Source organism: Algibacter sp. Ld11 (assembly GCF_045066735.1).
Classification (GTDB): Bacteria; Bacteroidota; Bacteroidia; order Flavobacteriales; family Flavobacteriaceae; genus Algibacter.
Window position 1 is genome coordinate 18,256 of record NZ_JBISHH010000005.1, and the last position, 19,000, is coordinate 37,255.

Below are 19,000 nucleotides of genomic sequence, written 5' to 3' on the forward strand. Positions count from 1 at the left end.
GTTTTAAAGGCTAGAAATACTCAACTTTGCTTCTTCAAATTCGTTTATTATATCTGAAACAATTTGACCAACAGGCTTTATCTCATTAATAAGTCCTGCTACTTGCCCTATTTCTAGTTCCCCTTCTTCTAAATCACCTTCAAACATACCTTTTTTAGCGCGTCCGCGGCCTAATAAGTCTTTTAACACATCGATACTAGGAGCTGTTTTGTACAAATCTTGAACTTGATTAAAAAATGTATTCTTAATTAAGCGAACTGGCGCCAATTCCTTTAACGTTAATTGCGTATCACCTTCTTTAGCATCCACAACAACTTGTTTAAAATTTGCGTGAGCAGAACTCTCTTTACTTGCCACAAATCGACTTCCGATTTGAACGGCATCGGCTCCCAAAATCATGGTGGCAAGCATGGCTCTACCTGTCGCAATTCCGCCAGCAGCGATAAGTGGTATTTTTATTTTTTCTTTTACCATTGGAATTAATGCCAAAGTTGTCGTTTCATCTCTTCCATTATGTCCACCAGCTTCAAAGCCTTCAGCGACTATAGCATCTACACCAGCTTCTTGAGCTTTTAAAGCAAACTTTACCGAACTTACCACATGTATCACTGTAACACCTCTATCTTGCAACCAGGAAGTCCAAGTTTTTGGGTTTCCTGCAGAAGTAAAAACAATTTTAACGCCTTCTTCAACAATAATATTCATGATGTCCTCAATATTTGGATACAACATCGGGACGTTTACTCCAAAAGGCTTAGAGGTTGCTTTTTTACATTTTTGAATGTGCTCGCGCAATACCTCAGGATACATCGACCCCGCTCCTATTAAACCTAAAATATCTGCATTACTGGCAGCAGAAGCTAAACGCCAACCACTATTCCAAATCATTCCCGCCTGAATTATTGGGTACTTAATTCTAAAAAGTTCACTAATTCTATTCGCCATTACTCTTTAATAAGTCTAAAAGTATCAATTCTATCAGAGGTTTCCAGTCTTACAACATAAATCCCATTGGCTAATTCTGATGTATTTATTGAATTACTATCATTTGAAACCTGAAACGTATTAATTTTTTTACCTAAAACGTCGTACAGATATAGCGTCGCAAAATCATCAGTAGGAAGATTAATGTACAAACGCTCTCTGATTGGGTTAGGATATAAAGACATTTGATTATTTTCACTAGTATCAGCAGCATCCAGAGCATAAAGTTCCGTTAGGGCCGTTTCCAAGTTTGGAATACCATAACCTAAGTAAAAATCTGGATTATTGTATTGAGACGCCGACTCTCTAACCAAATTCATAATCTCTAAGTTAGACATCCCCGGATAAGCTTGCCACAAACATGCTATACCACCTGCCAAAATAGGCGCACTGAAAGATGTACCACTGCTAGTAACAATGTTATCATACTCATTAATTAAATAACTGCTTGCACCTTGCGCAACAACATCGGGTTTTATAGTGGGTTGGTAATTTGTACCAATAGAACTAAACATAGCATAGTCACCTCTAGAATCGACAGCTCCAATAGATAAAACATTTGGAGAATCTGCTGGAGCCCCCACACTTCTACCGTATGAATTGCCCGCAGATGTAACAAGAAGCATTCCTTTTTCAAAAGCAATATTTGCGCCTTTTGTAATATACGCCGTTTGCCCATCCATATCTGATGTTGCATAATCGTATTTAAAACCTGGATCAAAATCATCATACCCAAGTGAGGTATTTATAATATCGACACCTAGACTATCTGCACGTTCAGCTGCTTCCACCCAATAACTTTCTTCTACTGGATTTTCATTATCATTATCTTCAGTAATAAACAAATAATATGAGGCATCTGGAGCAGTACCTACATAATTTTTAGCTGCTGTATCAATATAACCCGCCATGGCACTCAAAACCAGAGTACCATGGTTTGTAGAGGTGTTACTGTAAACATCATCGTCACGATTTACAAAATCGTAATCGTCGATAATTTTTCCGGCATCCCTAAGCGTTTTAAACGAACTCATTGTGCTTACATTAGGAAAACCTCCATCCATAATAGCCACCGTTATACCTTCTCCGGTAAACCCTTCTTGATGTAGCACATCTCCATTAATCATTTCTATTTGATTACTTTGATTAGCATTTCCGTAATTATAATCAGTTAAAATATTTTCAAATTTATTTCTACGTTTTGTATTTGCTACTTTCTCAATAGCGCCATGCGATCTATCTGCAAAAATAATTTTACTTATAAAGGTCTTTTGAGGTTGTATTAATGTATTTTGATTAATAAAAAGATTCTCAATCGCCGTTTTTTCACCTCGTACATGCACCGCATTAAACCATTTAGATTTTGCCAAAACGGAAATACCATCAGCATTTTTAATAGCAGAAATATAATTTTCGTTTACAGGAATATCACGCTCATCAATAGCTATGCCATGCCTCGCTTTTCTATCAATAGCTTTTTGGGAAAGTATTGTAAGTGGGTGAGCAATACAAGCTGCTCCATTTTCTTTATCTGCTAAATACACCCATGCATCTTCTTGAGAAAATAAATGGCATGAAAAAGCAATTAAACTGAGGGAAATAATAATTTTTTTCAATATAAACGTTTTAGTAGCACTAAGTTACGAAATAACTCCTGAACCAAGCAACTCTTCTTCAAAATACCAAGCAACAAATTGACCTTCGGTAATTGCCGATTGCGGATTCTCGAATTCTACATACAAACCAGAGGCTACTTTGTGCAAAGTGGCTTTCTCTAAAGTTTGACGATAGCGTATTCGTGCTAATACTTCCAAGGTTTCACCGTTTAAAATAGCCAAGTCTTTTCGAATCCAGTGTAGCTCTTCATTCGTTACAAACAGAGCTCTTTTGTACAACCCAGGATGTTCTTTTCCTTGGCCGGTGTAAATAACATTTTCACTTACATCGGTATCAATTACAAATAAAGGTTCTATAGTTCCTCCAACACCTAAACCTTTTCGTTGTCCTTTAGTAAAATAATGTGCACCTTGGTGCTTGCCAACTATTTTTCCTAAATCGACTTTATACTCAATTTTTCGCGATAAATAAGCTAATTTTTCTTCTTTGGAAATAAAATTGACTTCTGCTTTTTTATACACGTCAAGATCTTTTGAAATCTCAACAATAACACCTTCTTTAGGTTTTAGTTGTTGTTGAAGAAAATCGGGTAACTTCACTTTACCAATAAAACAAAGTCCTTGAGAATCTTTTTTATCAGCAGTTACTAAATCTAGACTCATTGCGATTTCACGAACTTCAGGCTTGGTTAATTCCCCTATAGGAAACAAAGACTTTGCTAACTGCTCTTGTGATAATTGACATAAAAAATACGATTGATCCTTATTACCATCAACACCAGCTAAAAGTTGATAAATATCCTCACCATCTTTTTCAAGTGTTCCTTTTCTGCAATAATGACCTGTAGCAACATAATCGGCTCCTAAATCTAGAGCGATTTTCATAAATACATCAAACTTTATCTCTCGATTACAAAGAACATCTGGGTTTGGAGTGCGCCCCTTTTCATATTCATTGAACATGTAATCCACAATACGCTCCTTATATTCTTCACTTAAATCTACAGTTTGGAAAGGAATTCCAAGTTTTTCGGCAACCAACATAGCATCATTACTATCATCTAGCCACGGACATTCATTGGATATAGTAACCGAATCGTCGTGCCAGTTTTTCATGAATAACCCAATAACTTCGTAACCTTGCTCCTGTAATAAATAGGCCGCAACACTAGAATCTACACCTCCCGAAAGTCCAATTACAACTCGTTTCATGTTTATTATTATAAAATATACGTTCCAATTACCTGGGTTTTAACAAATAAAAACAGGTAAATGGTTTTCTTAAATTAATGTTTGTTCTCTAAAAAAATTAGTTTACAAAGGTAGGTATAATAGATTGTTTTTAAATTGGATTTCGATAGTAAATAACTATGCTATAGATAAGAAAAACACATAAGAATTGTTTACCCAGTAAACAGCTATCAATTAAGATTTTTTAACGTATTTTGGTACGTAAGTAAAATCTTTTTCCTCGGTTAATTTACCATTGTCATAATATTTCCAAACGCCATGTTTTTTATCACGTTTATACTGGCCTTCAATAAGTAGCTCACCTTTACCATTATATATTTTGGCTGGCCCATGAAGCTCCCCGTTTTCATAAACATAAGACTTTAAAACTACTTTATTTTCAGAATACCAAAACGATTCGCCATGAAGTTTTCCTGCATTGTAATGCTCTCTTTGCGCAATTTCTCCATTCTTATAAAAAACTAACCGCTCTCCAACTAATTGCCCTGAGTTATCGAAGTTTTCAAGAATTAAAAGGTTATTGTTACTTTTTTGATAATACTTCCAAGTCCCAATATAGGTTTTTCCATCCATTTCTCCCTCGCTAATAACCTTTCCGTTTGAAGCTAAAAACACCACTTTTGCAATATTGTTATCTTTATTAAACAGTTTTGTAGCAGAAAGCACCGCTTTCCCTCTAACATTTTTATAGAATTTAAATTCTCCTATTTCTTTTCCATGTAAAAACTCACCTTGATACCTAATAATATCAGTGCTTTCAAAATTTTTCTTCCAAACTCCATCTCGCTTTCCGGCACTATCTAATTGATTAATGCTTTGCGCAGACAAAACAAAAGTTGAAGCAAAAAATAGTAAAGTTGATAATTTTATAAATTTCATATAGAATATCTTAATGTATATAGAGTGTAACATTTTTAGAAAACGAAATTATCGCTTTCAAATTGTTTTAAGCAAATACACTGCCAAAAATTTTTAGTTTTTATAAATATTTGAAAGCACCCACTCCAATTCGGGGTCTTTCCCTGAAAGCCTATCGGGAATTGTTGGTGTTATTTCAACATCGGGTATTATACCATAACCATCAGGATTTTGTTTAAACGGTGCTTCTATTTGCATTAAACCCATTCTAATATTTAATTTAGATTCTGGTAATCTATAAATTTTATACAAACCAGCAACACAACCATTATAAGCTCCACCAGTTTCTTCACCAACAAAAACAGCTCTTTTAGTCGCTTTTAAATGCGTTGAAATTAATGAAGATGCTGAAAAGGAATTCCCGTTAATTAATACATATAAATGGCCTGTATAATTTAATTTTTTGGGGTCTTTTTCTTTAGAATACGGGAATCTATAATACAAGTTTCCATCTTGTTTTTTAGTTTTTAATAGATTGTCTAAGGCTAAAAAAGGGGAAAATAGACCAACAAATATTTTTTGAGTAATACTTGTAGTGTTATTCATGAAAGCTGGAAAAAAAGACAACCGACTATTAACCTGACTTGGAGGCATAAATGTATATTTTGTTTTGGTTAAATACCCATATAAAAAATTAATTTCTTCTATGCGACCACCTCCATTATCACGCAAATCTAAAATTAAGTTTTTTGTTTTTGCAGAATCTAGTTTTGCAAAACTCTCTTTATAAAATTTGCGATAAGTTCCATTTTTAAACCCTCTAATTTTCATGTACGCCGTCGTGCTATCTTTACCAATAAAATTAAAGTTCCGTGTATATTCTTTTTGTTTTGCTATAAAACCGTATTTTTTATCTTTTGTACGTTTCTTTTTGGCTGCTATTCTGTTTTGCTTCCGTTCCGCACTTGTTAATTTTATTGGTTTTGGTTTTACCTTTAAAGAGTCAGTTTCTTTGGTTTCTTCTTTTTTCAAAATACGTTTTAATGTTTTTGAAAAAATAGAATCCTTCAACTTAAACTGAATATTCAAACTATCAATAAACCCCTTGTCTTTATAGTAAAAAGTTGAAAAATTGCGTCCAACCAATCTGTTATGTAATGTTTGATTATAACCATCAGAAGCAAAACGGGTTTTAAAAGATTCTACCAAGTCCGTTACGTTTTCATTATCAATTTTTAAAACCTCTGCCCCTACCAATGCAGAATCTTTACCTCGCGTTTTTACAACCCAAAGTTTATGGTTTAAATATTCAAAATCGAGATCGTAAAATTCAAATTTTTTCTTTTTTAATGCCTTACGTTCTTTTTTTGTAAATTCTCTATATGCAGAGCCTAAAGACACATGGCCTTGTTTAATTTCTGCAATTACTGGTGCTAGTTTTTTATAAAATTCACGAGAATTTATAGGTGTATTTATAGCCTTCTTTAAGCTATCGAATTTAAAATCTAATTGAGATTTAGATGTATATTGATAAAGTTTTGGATGGTGCTTTTTTAATTGGTTGTAAACCTTATCTATATCCTGATGCAAGTGCTTTGGCGTGTGCAATGTCTCTATTTGTGCATTGTGCCTTTTTACACTTACGCAAGATGCACAACAACTAATTAAGAGTAAAAATAAAATGAGTTTACGCATTGATGCTCTAATGTGTTTTGGTGTTGTAAAAGTAATTTATTTTTTTGACAGATATAGAAATTTAAAACAAAGGTCACTCTTACTATAAGTAAACCGAACCTTGGCGCTCGCATTAGGGATAGCAGTGAAAAGCCCACAGTGCTGCAAATGGTAATTGGCAGCGCGAGGACTTGTAACGTATAGCCCGACGTTTTTTAATGCTAGAAGATTTTATTTTAGAAATCTTCTAGCATTAAAAAAGGGAATGCCATAATAATTTTTGTAATTTTGTTGGTCATGCAAAACAAAGTAAACATACAGAATAAAAAGGCGCGCTTTCTATACGAGATTTTAGATAAGTACACCGCGGGAATTGTACTTACGGGTACTGAAATTAAATCGATTAGAAGTAGTCGCGCATCTATTGCGGAAAGTTTTTGCGAGTTTAACGAAGCTGGTGAACTTTTTGTAATAAATATGACGGTTGAAGAATATATTTATGGTAACTATTACAACCATAGACCAAAAGCGGAACGAAAATTGCTGCTGAACCGAAAGGAATTGAAAAAGTTGTATAAAGAGGTGCAAAATACAGGTTTAACTATTATTCCGTTGCGCTTATTTATTAACGATAATGGTTACGCTAAATTGGTTATTGCTTTAGCTAAAGGTAAAAAACTATATGATAAACGTGAAACCATAAAAGATCGTGATAATAAGCGAAATTTAGACCGAATTAAGAAAATTTACAAATAAACAACCATGAAAAAATACGTTTTTATACTTTTTTTAACTGCTATTTCTATAACTGCCCAAGCGCAAAAAGGTTCTAAAAAAGGACAAGGAAATGACAAAGAAAAGGCTGAAGAACCAATTGATTACACGGAAAATTTTGCTACAGTAAACAATATTATCAATACGCTTTACGATGTAGTTTCGGGAAAAAAAGATGAGGAACGTGATTGGAAACTTTTTAAACTTTTGTTTCACTCAGATGCGAAGTTAATTACAGCAGGAAGAAATAATGAAAGAGAATTTCAGGTGAAATTTATGGGTGCTGGAGATTATGTGAAAAGCTCGAGTAAATGGATTACTTCTAATGGTTTTGTAAAAAAAGAAATGCGCCGAAAAACAGAGGAATTTGGGCGAATGGCCCACGTATTTAGTAGTTATAAAACCTATAATACTGAAGACGAAAATAAAGAAGATTCTGAAATGCGCGGTATCAACAGCATACAATTATTGAATGATGGTGAACGCTGGTGGATTTTGAATATCTATTGGACTCAAGAAACATGGTTAAACCCCATTCCTGCAGAGTATTTGGATTAATATTACAAGATTTTTAAATGAGTTATTTTTATACGCACATAAGCCCAGAAATTAAAGATTTTATTAAAGAACAGCATATCTTTTTTGTTGGTACAGCGGCTAGTGATGGACGTATAAATATTTCACCAAAGGGACACGATTCGCTCCGCGTTTTATCGCCAAATAAAATAGTTTGGTTAAACTTAACCGGCAGTGGCAATGAAACAGCCGCTCACCTATTACAACAAAATAGAATGACTATTATGTTTTGTGCGTTTGAAGGCAAACCACTTATTTTAAGACTTTATGGTAGTGCAAAAATTTATCACGAACGCGATGCTGAATTCCATAAACATATTGGTTTATTCGAAAAAAATACGGGATCTAGACAAATTATTGTCATGAATGTAGATTCGCTCCAAACATCATGCGGTTATTCTATTCCTTTTATGGATTTTAAAGAAGAGCGTGGCATGCTAAATTCTTGGTCTGAAAAACAAGGTAAAACACGTATTGAAAACTACTGGAAAGAAAAAAACACAACCAGTATTGATGGTTTTGAAACCAAAATTTTGAAAGATTAAATACCTTTAGTACGTTCCCAAAGGTTACTTATTGCGGCATTAAAATCTCTAGATTCGGCTTCAAAAGGAATCATATTAAGCCTGTCACCATCCTTAAAAATTTTCATTTTAAAAACAGAAGAATTTGGATTATTTTTATCTAATAACGGGTAGCGTAAATCGTTGTATTGATAATTATTATCTTCCATTTTATACACGCTATAATATCCATTACTAAACCAGGCTAAATCTTTTATATCCCGATAAACTTCTGGTTTTAAGTCACGCTGCTTTGGCAATTCAACAAAATTAATAAAACTACTTTTGGTGTCTAAAAGGGAATAATTAGCGATTACATAACCTGTTTTTGTTTCTACAATGCCATACCATAATAGGTTACTTAACAATGCCGGATTAGAACTATAACGATAATATTCTATTTGCTTGGCAGCCAAAGAACTTCTTAACACCGAATCGATATACAATTTATTTATAACTGTAAAAAGCATATACACCGAGCTCACACCTAAACCTAATTTTAACCAAGTTTTTCTTTTAATGGAGCTACGTTTAAAAAACATAAGTGTGATTATACAAACCAAAAATGGAATGGTATAAAACGGATCGACCACAGCAATATTATTAAAAGCCACTCTATAATCACTAAACGGAGCAAATAATTGTGTGCCGTAAGCTGTAAAACAATCTAATATGGGGTGCGTTAAAAGCGACCAGAAAAATAGGCGAATCCAATCGCCTCTGGTGGTGGTATCTCCTCTTTTTCCGGTGTTATATAACTTAAAAACGAGCCAACCGAAAAGAAAAGCACCCAAAACAGAAAATAGAATAGAATGCATAAACCCACGATGGAACAGCATAGCATCTATTTTATTTTGATGAATTAAACCACCTACAATAACGTCTAAATCTGGAATTGTACCTCCTATTGCTCCAAATAACAGCGCTTTATTACCTATTTTCTTTCCTAAAATAGCTTCGCCACAAGCAGCGCCTAAAACGATTTGAGTTAATGAATCCATATTATTTTAAAAAATGAAATGCAAAAGTAAGGAAGTATTTCTATTTGCATACATTCAACTAAAATCGTAACATTACGGTACAAAATTGATAGTATGCAAGACGACAAGAATATTTCTGAAATAAAAGCAGACCATGAAACCATTATTGAAAACTCAGAATTAAACATTTGGGAAGCTTTAATTCCGGTAATTCTTTTAATGGGATTGTTATTTTATAACATCACCTTTAAAGATGGTGAATGGTTTGGAGAATATTCTAATCAATTTATTTTACTTATTGGAGGTGCCATTGCCGCCATTGTTGGTTTTTACAACAAAGTCTCTTTCGATAGAATGCTAACTGAAGTTTGGGCAAACCTAAAAAGTGTTTTTATACCCATTATGATATTGTTTTTGGTGGGAGCATTAGCTGGTACATGGCTCGTTAGTGGTGTAATTCCTGCCATGGTCTACTATGGTTTACAAGTGCTTAGTCCAAGTATATTTTTACCCGCTTCTGTTGTTATTGCAGCATTAATTTCTATCGCTACAGGAAGTTCTTGGACAACTTCTGCTACCGTCGGTATTGCACTTGTTGGTATAGGTACCGCGCTAGGTATTGCCCCAGGTATGATTGCTGGAGCTGTTATTTCTGGTGCTTATTTTGGAGATAAAATGTCCCCATTAAGTGATACTACAAACCTTGCGCCTGCTATGGCTGGCACCGATTTATTTACACATATTCGTTACATGACTATTACCACTATACCAACCATAGTGATAACACTTATTGCGTTTAGTATTTTAAGTTTAAATGTGGAAACCACGGGAAGTGCTGATGTTTCAAGTTTATTGGTAACAATTGCCAGTACCTTTAATATTACACCTTTGTTGTTTTTAGTTCCCGTAACCGTTATTGCTTTAATTTTGTTAAAAACAAAACCGCTTATAGCTTTAGTAACTGGTGTTTTATTGGCAGCTGTTTTCGCATATATTTTTCAAACAGATATACTTAATGGTTTAGGTGATTCTAAAATTTCAAGCTTAATAACTTCTATTTTAACCGATACTCAAATAGTTACCGATAACGAAAAACTTAACGACCTCTTCTCTGCTGGTGGCATGAAAGGGATGCTTTGGACCATCTATTTAATAATATGTGCCATGATATTTGGTGGTATTATGGATGGCATTGGTGCCTTGGCCAGAATTACAAACGCACTACTTTCAATAGCAACCTCTGTTTTTGGCTTGTTTGCAAGTACCGTTGTTAGCTGTTTAGGTTTAAATCTTATTGCATCCGATCAATATTTGGCAATTGTAATACCAGGGAAAATGTTTAAAAAAGCTTATGAAGATCGTGGTTTAGCTCCAGAAAATTTAAGTAGAACTTTAGAAGATTCTGGCACAGTAACCTCTGTACTCATTCCTTGGAATACCTGCGGTGCTTATCAATCTGGTGTATTAGGTGTTGGTATTTCAGAATATTTTTTCTACGCTATTTTCAACTGGTTAAGTCCTTTTACCACACTGCTGTTCGCTGCCTTAAATATTAAAATTAGGCAATTAGCGTCAAAATAGAATTAAATTATTAATAATTTTAATTCTAATAGACAAAAACTATAATGTAATAAGAAATTAAAATTTTGCTTTCTTATAAAAATCTTAAATGTGTTTTATATTTGTACTCAGAAAACAATTAACAAATAAAAACATAAACACATGGCATTAGTAGGAAAAAAATTTCCAGATTTAAACGTTGACGCAATGAACGATATGGGCGATACTTTTAAAGTAAACGTTCTAGAAGAAGCAGTAAACAACAAGAAAAAAGTAGTTTTATTTTGGTACCCAAAAGATTTTACTTTTGTATGTCCAACAGAATTACACGCATTTCAAGCGGCGTTACCAGAATTCGAAAAACGTAACACAGTAGTAATTGGTGCATCATGTGATACTCCAGAAGTACACTTTGCATGGTTAAGCCAATCTAAAGATAACGGTGGTATCGAAGGTGTTACTTACCCAATTTTAGCAGATAGTAACAGAAACTTATCTAGTATTTTAGGGATTTTAGATATCACTAATGAAACGTTTGACGAAGAAACTGGCACTGTGCAAGTTGAAGGTGATAACGTAACTTACAGAGCTACTTACATTATAGACGAAGATGGTGTTGTACAACACGAAAGTATTAACAACATGCCTTTAGGTAGAAATGTTGGAGAGTACATCCGTTTAGTAGATGCTTTAACTCACGTACAAGAAAAAGGTGAAGTTTGTCCTGCAAACTGGGAAGAAGGTAAAGAAGCTATGGCTCCAAATGCAAAAGGAACAGCAGCATATTTAGCAGCTAACTAGTAACAAAAAATTTAAGGCTTGTTTGTCTATGTTATTTTAAATGCGGCAGGCCTTAAAAATTCAATTTAAAATTACACTAGGTTATACTTATAACCATAAACACATTTTAAATTACACTCAAAAAAATATAGTTATGATTAGTGAATTAGACCAAGATAACTTAGGTGAAATCGTTTCAAATAATGATACTGTAATTGTACAATATTCTGCAACATGGTGCGGTAACTGTAGAATTATGAAACCTAAATTCAAAAAATTAGCAACAGAAAATGAAGGTGTATCTTTTGTTATTGCTGATGCTGAAAAATTTCCAGAATCTAGAAAACTAGCTACGGTAGATAATTTACCAACCTTTGCTACTTTTAAAGGCGGGAAATTAGTTAAACAAGTACAAACTAACAAATTCGATGTTTTAAAAGAATTAGTTAGCGAAGTTATTTAACACCTATTAAAGATCTTTTTGTGAAAGCAGAATAAAAACCTATTAAAATGAAATTACCAGTAATAAAACATTTAACTCAATTTATTGAAGAAAACGACGAAGATTACGTTGTTGAGACTATTGAAACATTAGAAGCTTTAACTGAAGTATCTTCTTTAAAAGATGAAGAATTAGATGTTATTGGTGAGCTTATTTCTAATATGTACGGCGCCATAGAAGTGAATAAAATGATAAAAGAAGGCACCCCTAAAAAGGAAGCTGTAAACAGTTTTATGCAACGCGTATTAGGATCTATCGATAAATAATTGAAAAAGAAAAATTAGTATTTAAAAACCACTTTGTGAAAGCTTAGTGGTTTTTTGCTTTATACTATGTTTGTCTTCGTATGTTAGAAATTAAAGCGTCCGCTACCCTATTCAAAGCAAGCTCATGAAAACCTTACTAAACTATATTAAACCGTAACTTACTTTAAACAAGACACTTCTCTATTTTAAAACTATTATTATTAGGTAAATAGACTTAAAGAAGCTAGAAAAACCGCACGCTACATTTACTCAATACATAACAGCGTTATAAAGCGGTATTAAAATCAAATAGCAAAATATTTACCCTTTTTATTTTCAAAATTTATTTGCTAAATTCGGTGCTCAATCACATTATAAAATAGTCAAAATCAAATTTACATCTATATAGAAAATACTTATGGAGTTAGATAAAATCAAAAAAAATTATAAGAGTTTCAGTGATGATAGAATAATTAAAATCGCTAAAAAAGATGTTAAAATTTTAAAGCCTGAAATAGTTGAAATATTAAAAGATGAAATCAAACTCCGTAATTTACCTAGTGATTTACTTAACAAAGTAAACGCAACTGCCGATAAAGTAAAAAAACGTTTTGCAAAAACAGAGTTTCATGGTTATTTAGGAGCAAAAATAGTTCAGTTAAATGAAGATAACTTAGAAATTATGTTGCATTCTGGCTACAGCGGACTAATTGTAATAATTAGATTGCTTACTAATTCCATGAGAAAATGGAAAATTAACTATTCTGATATTAATCTAATATATAAAGGTTCCGGTACTTTAGATGATAACGGATATAACCTTATAGGAATAAACAGCGATGGAACAAAAACAGAAAAACTCACTCTTCTTCATCTGCTGAGCGAAAAGGAAAGAAGTTTATTATTTCAAATCCTTGAAAGAAAAAACATCAAAATAAGACTATAAAAAAGAAGGTTTCCCAATTTTATTGCATCTAACTTTTATCAGTAATATAATATGTAACAGACTTTTTTGGTCATTAAGCTCTACTAAGCTTCTCATTTTTGTTAATTCCCAATGGATTTAGCGCAGATAAAATTTTAAAATCTGTAGAGTACTTTGTCTGCTTTAAGCACAAATGAAGAAAATATGCTGTTTTAGTTAAGGGCGACGTTGACCTTGGAGTCCAGAAAGAATGCACCATTGCTAATGTTGATGTTGATGTTGAAAAGCTATTTTCTAAAAAATATCGTCTTAAGAAATAATGAAACTATTAAAGCAACATGTTTGGAAAATATTTAAACAAAAGAAAATTTCCTAAAGAAGAAAATCTAGGCGAAATTTACATAGCAGAAAACAAAATTATTTGCAGAAGTAATAATGCTTTCAAAAATTGTGAGATTAACATCGATGCTATGCAATACGCCTATATGGTTGTAAATGCACAAGGTGAATCTTCATTATTTATATGCGATCACCATCAAAATTGGTTGCCAACTAATTTTAAAGGTTTTTCTAAAGTTTATAACACATTGTCTTCAAAATTTAATTTTAACGACGTTGTATTTTTCAAAAATATAAATAAAACCACCCAGCAAAAGCATCTAGTTTGGCGTAAATTAAACAATACAACTTTTAAAATTCTTGATAAAAACTATAATGATTACGCATTAGGGTTTGAAATACAATCGCCACAAAAAACCTTTATAAACTGGGACACAACATATCGATATTTAGAACAGCATCCTCATGTTTATTTTAACGAGTCGCCTTATGGCCAAAAGATTTTGAATTTTAAATATCCCGTTAGACTTGGGAACATCATTTTAACAGATTTTAAGGCCTATTTTGATAATGCCAGAACAGATGCTCCTGTTTTGCATTTTTATACACATGCTTTCGACGTTTCAAATTCAGATAAAAGTTATTACGCTTTAAAAGAACGCTTTCAAAAAGATTTTTTAGAAGAAAACCAATATTTTGGTTATGAGCGCGATGATCAAAACAGCTTTTCATTTAAAGCTAAAGGTATCGTAATTTCCATAGTTTACACTTATGATAGCACGTATCTATTTGATGGAGCATATACATCCCTTTCTGTAAAAAACGAACGTGATTATCCCGAATTATTAGCTAATAGTGATTACGAGAATATCATGGAAGTTAGCGAATATCTAGTTATTGATACAAGCGTTAAAACATCTTCCGATTACAAAAGGAACAGACAAATAAAGCGAAGACCAGCAAATCTTTTACCGAATAATAACGATGCAGTAACTATTTGGGTCGATCATAAAAACTCTAAAATTGGCTTTGCAGATAAATGCTATTCTCAAGTTTATAATACATGTGATATTTCATCTTTTACCATTCAAAATGTCCTACCCGCAAAAGGTGGAGGCGCCAGTTATTTAGAATTGAATTTTAAGAACGATAATCGAAGCTATGTTATCTTTTACGGTTCTTGCCAAAATTTTGATGCATACAAAGAAAAAATATCTAAATTAACCGGATTAGAAATAATAACGGCACCAGAATATTACGATTGTTAATCTATACAATTACACATTTAATAAAACAAACTAAGTCAAGATGAAAAATACACTTCTATTTCTTTTAGTATCAACTATATTATTTTCGTGTAAACAAAAAGAAGTATCTCACAAAACACTCAAAAAAGACTATACGGCAATAAACGATACGCTAACTAAAAACTTGCAAAGTGCTTTCGATAAAGGTGCTATTATTGGGCTGTCGGTTTCTGTGGTGGATGATCAAGGTTTAATTTATGAAAATGCCTTTGGCTATACAGATATAGCACTAACAAAAAAGTACACGCCAAACACCACACAAAATATAGCTTCCATATCAAAAACTTTAATAGGAGTTTCTCTTTTAAAAGCTCAAGAAATGGGGAAATTAAATCTGAATGATCCCATAAATAAGTATTTACCTTTCGAAATTACAAATCCTAATTTTCCTGAAACACCCATTTTAATTAAACATCTCGCCTACCACACGAGCTCTATAAATGATCTTGACGAGGTGTATTCTAAATCCTATGTCTTAAAAAAGTCTAAGCACCATGAAAACGAAGGTGTATACGATTGGTTTAACATGCCTGAATCTAAAATTTCGCTTATAGAATTCATTAAAAACAGCCTTACTCCCGAAGGAAAATGGTATAGCAAAGATATGTTTACCAATAGCAAGCCAGGAGAATTAAGAGCTTATTCGAATATAGGCGCAGCACTTTGTGCTCAAATTATTGAATTTGCAACAGGACAAGATTACCAAGCGTTTACGAAGGACTATATATTAAAACCTTTAAAAATGACATCCTCTGGTTGGTCTTCTAAAGATATTGATACCACGCAGCGCTCTAGACTATTCGCTAACAAAGAGATGCTAATCGCAGAATATGCGCTAATAACCTATGCCGATGGTGGTTTTATTACTTCTAATAGAGATTTAGGGCTATTTTTAACAGAGTTGATGAAAGGCTACAAAGGACATGGTGAACTTTTAAGCAAAGCAAGCTATAAAAAGTTATTTGAAAAACAGCAATTCCCGAATATAGAAACGGGAGAACAATTTGGCATTTTTATGGAGTTTAGCAATGCCTTTATAAAAATTAAAGACAATGTTATTGGCCATAACGGATCGGATCCTGGTGTGATGACAGCCATGTATTTTAATCCAATTACTGAAACAGGTAAAATACTTTTAGTAAATACAGACTCCGATTTCGATGATAATTTTTGGCCCGAAGTCGTATCCATTTGGAACGCTTTAATTAAGTACGAAACCGAATTAAAAAAAGAATAGTAAAACAGATTAACCCTATAGTTTTTTCTGAAACCACTTCCCTATTTTCAAAAGCTTTTTAAGTTTCTATTACGGTTATATTTGCTAAATTAGTAGCTTAATTAAATGGAAAATATGAGAAAGATATATATACTAGTTATTGCCTTTGGAATTTGGAGTTGCACCTCTGAAAAGCCCGAAATTGAAAAAATAGCCTCTTTTAAAGGTCAACAAGTTACTGGTGTTACAGTGAGTAATAATGGTCGTGTTTTTGCCAACTTTCCGAGATGGCGCGAACAGGTTAAAAACTCGGTAATTGAAGTAAGTAATAATACATCAACACCTTTTCCTAATCAAACTTGGAACAGTTGGGATATTGGAAAAACCGCTACCGACAGTGTATTTGTGGCCGTACAATCGGTAGTTGCTTTCGAAAATACGTTGTATGTTCTCGATACTCGCAACCCGTTATTTAAAGGTGTTATAGCAAACCCTAGAATTTTCGCTTTTAATCTATCTTCTAATAAACTAGAAAAAATCTATGTTTTACAAGAGGAAAGCTTCCATAAAGACTCTTACATTAACGACTTGCGCGTAGACAAAAAGAAGGGTAAAATTTACTTAACAGATTCTGGTCATGCTGGCCTTGTGGTAATCGATATAGCTTCGGGAACATCTTTTAGAGCGCTCGATAATCACAAATCTACCTTGGCAGAAACCAACCAATTAAAGTTTAATAACGGGGTTTGGCAAAACACAGTACATTCCGATGGTATTGCGCTCGATACTAAAAACGATATGCTTTATTTTCATGCACTTACCGGTTATAATCTCTATGCTATTTCAACCGACAATCTATTGAGCCAAAATAAAGCAACTATTGAAAACGGTGTAAAACATATGGCTAAAACATCTGCTCCAGATGGGATGATTATGGATGCATCAGGACAACTTTTTTATGCCGATTTAGAACATAATAAAATTATGAAGCTAGATATTACTAACGGTGAAATACGTGTTGTTGCTGAAGGCGAACAAGTAAAATGGGCCGATACTTTTAGTATCTATAACAACGAGCTGTATTATACAAATTCCAGAATTAATGAAGCAAAAGGCGATATAAGCGCATTAGATTTCACTATTAATAAACTGAAAATAAACTAAATACAAAAAAACCATTGGTGCTAAAAAAATATATTTATCAGGAAAAGAATAAGCTATGAATTTAAAACAGCTAAAAATTCCATTTATCATTTTATTGCTAATTATAACAGTAGCAGCTGTGATCTTTAACCAGAACAACAAAAACGCCCAAGAGTTTAAAGACGCCATGGCCATGAAAAATCAAGAATATTCGTTTATACACATGGACGAATATTTGCCTGCTAAAACAGTAAAAAAAGCGGATGTTCCTTTTCTATTTCCTAAAATAAACAATATAAAATTGCCCGAAAGTTTTAGTCATAATGGTACAACCTACAACACTTTAAAATACCTAGACTCATCGTACACGCAAGGCTTTATTTTTATTCAAAATGATACCATACAGTACGAGAACTATTGGCGCGGACAAAAAGAAGATGTACGGCATATCTCTTGGTCTATGGCAAAATCTTATGTGTCGGCGCTTTTTGGCATCGCTATGGAAGAAGGTTACATTAAAAGTATCGATGAAACCGTAGAAATCTACTTGCCCGAATTAAAAAACTCTGGTTACAATGGTGTAAAAATAAAAGATGTTTTACAAATGTCTACAGGCATTAAATTCGACGAAACCTACAGCGACCTTAATTCTGATATTAATAGATATTGGCAAGGTTTTATTACCGGAAAATCTCAAGATGCCTTTGCTAGCACCTTAGTTAACGATATTCCTCCCGGAACTTACAACCATTACGTAAGCATTAATACCCATGTTTTGGGCATGATTATCGTTAAAGCTACCGGCAGAAGTTTAACCGACTATTTAGAAGAAAAAATTTGGAAACCCATTGGCGCAGAATTCGATGCCTATTGGTTAGCCGATGGCAAAGGCATGGAAATGGTAAACGGCGGACTCAATGCCTGTTTAAGAGATTATGCCAAACTAGGAAAACTTTATCTCCAAAAAGGAAATTGGAACGGCAAACAAATTGTACCGCTCAGTTGGTTTGAGGCTTCCGTAGATGCCAATGAAGAGCATTTGCAACCAGAAAGTAAAAACTCCTCTAGTCCAGGTATTGGTTACGGCTATCAATGGTGGATAAACGATGGTAACGAAGGCGAGTTTATGGCCATTGGCGTATTTAATCAGCATATCTATATTAACCCAACCACAAATACAGTTATTGTAAAAAATTCGGCTAATAAAAATTATTACGATCAAAATAACCCTTATGCGCAAACCCTAGTGCATTTAGAATTATACAGAACATTGGCGCATTTAAACCATTAAAGCACAGCAGGTTTAAATTTAAAGCCTCTAAAAACCTATTTTTTTTAAAAGCACTTTGCAAAAGCAAGGTATTTTTTTTGCTCTTTTTTTTTTCAAAATTACGGTTACCCGTAAAAGCAATTAAACAAACTGTTGTAATTTGCTGTTAGTAAAGAAAAATACGCAGTTATACGTATTGATTCTTTTACATAAACAAAGTAAATTCGTTGCTTATACTTTTGAAGTATAAAGTATACGCCATGTTAACACTATAAACAAAACAGATGAAGACATTAAAACACTTTTTATTAGCTGCAATAATTTCCTTAAGCTTTACATCTTGCACCGAAGATGAAGGCGGTTGCGAAACAGAAACCGTTTGTTTTGGCGCAGGAAATTGTATTGAAAGACCAATTCCTGGTTCTTGTTTTTAGTGT

Annotated in this window: 19 protein-coding genes; 13 read left to right on the forward strand and 6 right to left on the reverse strand. The window is 33.2% G+C overall.

From position 1 onward, the window contains the following. Positions 1 to 3: 3 nt before the first annotated feature. From ACJJV4_RS02165 to ACJJV4_RS02185, 5 genes are all read right to left on the reverse strand, one after another. Positions 4 to 945 (reverse strand): NAD(P)H-dependent flavin oxidoreductase, encoded by a 942-nt coding sequence (locus ACJJV4_RS02165; protein ID WP_405291661.1) that lies wholly within the window; start codon positions 943 to 945, stop codon positions 4 to 6. Continuing rightward, positions 945 to 2,600, reverse strand: coding sequence for a S8 family serine peptidase (locus tag ACJJV4_RS02170; protein ID WP_405291663.1), 1,656 nt, complete (start codon positions 2,598 to 2,600; stop codon positions 945 to 947). The genes ACJJV4_RS02165 and ACJJV4_RS02170 overlap by 1 nt, the downstream gene beginning before the upstream one ends. A gap of 24 nt (positions 2,601 to 2,624) precedes the next feature. After that, the gene (mnmA, locus tag ACJJV4_RS02175) at positions 2,625 to 3,812 is read right to left on the reverse strand and encodes a tRNA 2-thiouridine(34) synthase MnmA (RefSeq protein WP_405291665.1); all 1,188 of its coding nucleotides are present in this window, start codon (positions 3,810 to 3,812) and stop codon (positions 2,625 to 2,627) included. Between the two features lie 213 nt (positions 3,813 to 4,025). Then, complete coding sequence (locus tag ACJJV4_RS02180) at positions 4,026 to 4,730, reverse strand: toxin-antitoxin system YwqK family antitoxin (RefSeq protein WP_405291667.1); 705 nt, start codon at positions 4,728 to 4,730, stop codon at positions 4,026 to 4,028. A gap of 93 nt (positions 4,731 to 4,823) precedes the next feature. Next, complete coding sequence (locus tag ACJJV4_RS02185) at positions 4,824 to 6,404, reverse strand: S41 family peptidase (RefSeq protein ID WP_405291669.1); 1,581 nt, start codon at positions 6,402 to 6,404, stop codon at positions 4,824 to 4,826. 276 nt (positions 6,405 to 6,680) lie between these two features. Between ACJJV4_RS02185 and smpB the strand changes: the two genes are divergently transcribed. Genes smpB through ACJJV4_RS02200 form a run of 3 tightly spaced genes read left to right on the forward strand, consistent with a single transcriptional unit; the run spans position 6,681 to position 8,278 of the window. Then, the gene (smpB, locus tag ACJJV4_RS02190) at positions 6,681 to 7,139 is read left to right on the forward strand and encodes an SsrA-binding protein SmpB (RefSeq protein WP_405291671.1); all 459 of its coding nucleotides are present in this window, start codon (positions 6,681 to 6,683) and stop codon (positions 7,137 to 7,139) included. A gap of 6 nt (positions 7,140 to 7,145) precedes the next feature. Then, positions 7,146 to 7,715: a hypothetical protein gene (locus tag ACJJV4_RS02195; protein ID WP_405291673.1), complete on the forward strand. Its 570-nt coding sequence runs from the start codon at positions 7,146 to 7,148 to the stop codon at positions 7,713 to 7,715. Between the two features lie 17 nt (positions 7,716 to 7,732). Further along, complete coding sequence (locus ACJJV4_RS02200) at positions 7,733 to 8,278, forward strand: pyridoxamine 5'-phosphate oxidase family protein (protein ID WP_405291675.1); 546 nt, start codon at positions 7,733 to 7,735, stop codon at positions 8,276 to 8,278. On the opposite strand, the gene ACJJV4_RS02205 is transcribed toward ACJJV4_RS02200, so the two are convergent. Beyond that, positions 8,275 to 9,297, reverse strand: coding sequence for a metal-dependent hydrolase (locus tag ACJJV4_RS02205; protein ID WP_405291677.1), 1,023 nt, complete (start codon positions 9,295 to 9,297; stop codon positions 8,275 to 8,277). The two genes, ACJJV4_RS02200 and ACJJV4_RS02205, sit on opposite strands and share 4 nt — an antisense overlap. A gap of 93 nt (positions 9,298 to 9,390) precedes the next feature. Between ACJJV4_RS02205 and nhaC the strand changes: the two genes are divergently transcribed. From nhaC to ACJJV4_RS02255, 10 genes are all read left to right on the forward strand, one after another. Continuing rightward, on the forward strand, positions 9,391 to 10,857 hold the full coding sequence (gene nhaC / locus ACJJV4_RS02210) for a Na+/H+ antiporter NhaC (RefSeq protein ID WP_405291679.1): 1,467 nt from the start codon (positions 9,391 to 9,393) through the stop codon (positions 10,855 to 10,857). 141 nt (positions 10,858 to 10,998) lie between these two features. Continuing rightward, on the forward strand, positions 10,999 to 11,637 hold the full coding sequence (locus ACJJV4_RS02215) for a peroxiredoxin (protein WP_405291681.1): 639 nt from the start codon (positions 10,999 to 11,001) through the stop codon (positions 11,635 to 11,637). Positions 11,638 to 11,770: 133 nt separating this feature from the next. Then, positions 11,771 to 12,079 (forward strand): thioredoxin family protein, encoded by a 309-nt coding sequence (locus tag ACJJV4_RS02220; protein ID WP_405291683.1) that lies wholly within the window; start codon positions 11,771 to 11,773, stop codon positions 12,077 to 12,079. Positions 12,080 to 12,126: 47 nt separating this feature from the next. Further along, positions 12,127 to 12,384: a DUF6952 family protein gene (locus tag ACJJV4_RS02225; RefSeq protein ID WP_042503452.1), complete on the forward strand. Its 258-nt coding sequence runs from the start codon at positions 12,127 to 12,129 to the stop codon at positions 12,382 to 12,384. A 397-nt stretch (positions 12,385 to 12,781) separates the two neighbouring features. Continuing rightward, entirely contained in the window at positions 12,782 to 13,309 is a 528-nt protein-coding gene (locus ACJJV4_RS02230; RefSeq protein WP_405291685.1) for a hypothetical protein, read from the forward strand. Positions 13,310 to 13,626: 317 nt separating this feature from the next. Beyond that, positions 13,627 to 14,895, forward strand: a complete 1,269-nt coding sequence (locus tag ACJJV4_RS02235; protein ID WP_405291687.1) for a hypothetical protein — start codon at positions 13,627 to 13,629, stop codon at positions 14,893 to 14,895. A 40-nt stretch (positions 14,896 to 14,935) separates the two neighbouring features. Beyond that, positions 14,936 to 16,171, forward strand: a complete 1,236-nt coding sequence (locus ACJJV4_RS02240; protein WP_405291689.1) for a serine hydrolase domain-containing protein — start codon at positions 14,936 to 14,938, stop codon at positions 16,169 to 16,171. A gap of 114 nt (positions 16,172 to 16,285) precedes the next feature. Continuing rightward, a complete protein-coding gene (locus tag ACJJV4_RS02245; protein ID WP_405291691.1) occupies positions 16,286 to 17,314 on the forward strand; it encodes an L-dopachrome tautomerase-related protein in 1,029 nt (342 codons plus the stop codon). A gap of 55 nt (positions 17,315 to 17,369) precedes the next feature. Then, positions 17,370 to 18,584 carry a serine hydrolase domain-containing protein gene (locus ACJJV4_RS02250; protein WP_405291693.1) on the forward strand — a complete coding sequence of 405 codons (1,215 nt, stop codon included), beginning with the start codon at positions 17,370 to 17,372 and terminating at the stop codon, positions 18,582 to 18,584. Between the two features lie 263 nt (positions 18,585 to 18,847). Further along, positions 18,848 to 18,997, forward strand: a complete 150-nt coding sequence (locus tag ACJJV4_RS02255) for a hypothetical protein (protein ID WP_405291695.1) — start codon at positions 18,848 to 18,850, stop codon at positions 18,995 to 18,997. Positions 18,998 to 19,000: the final 3 nt, after the last annotated feature.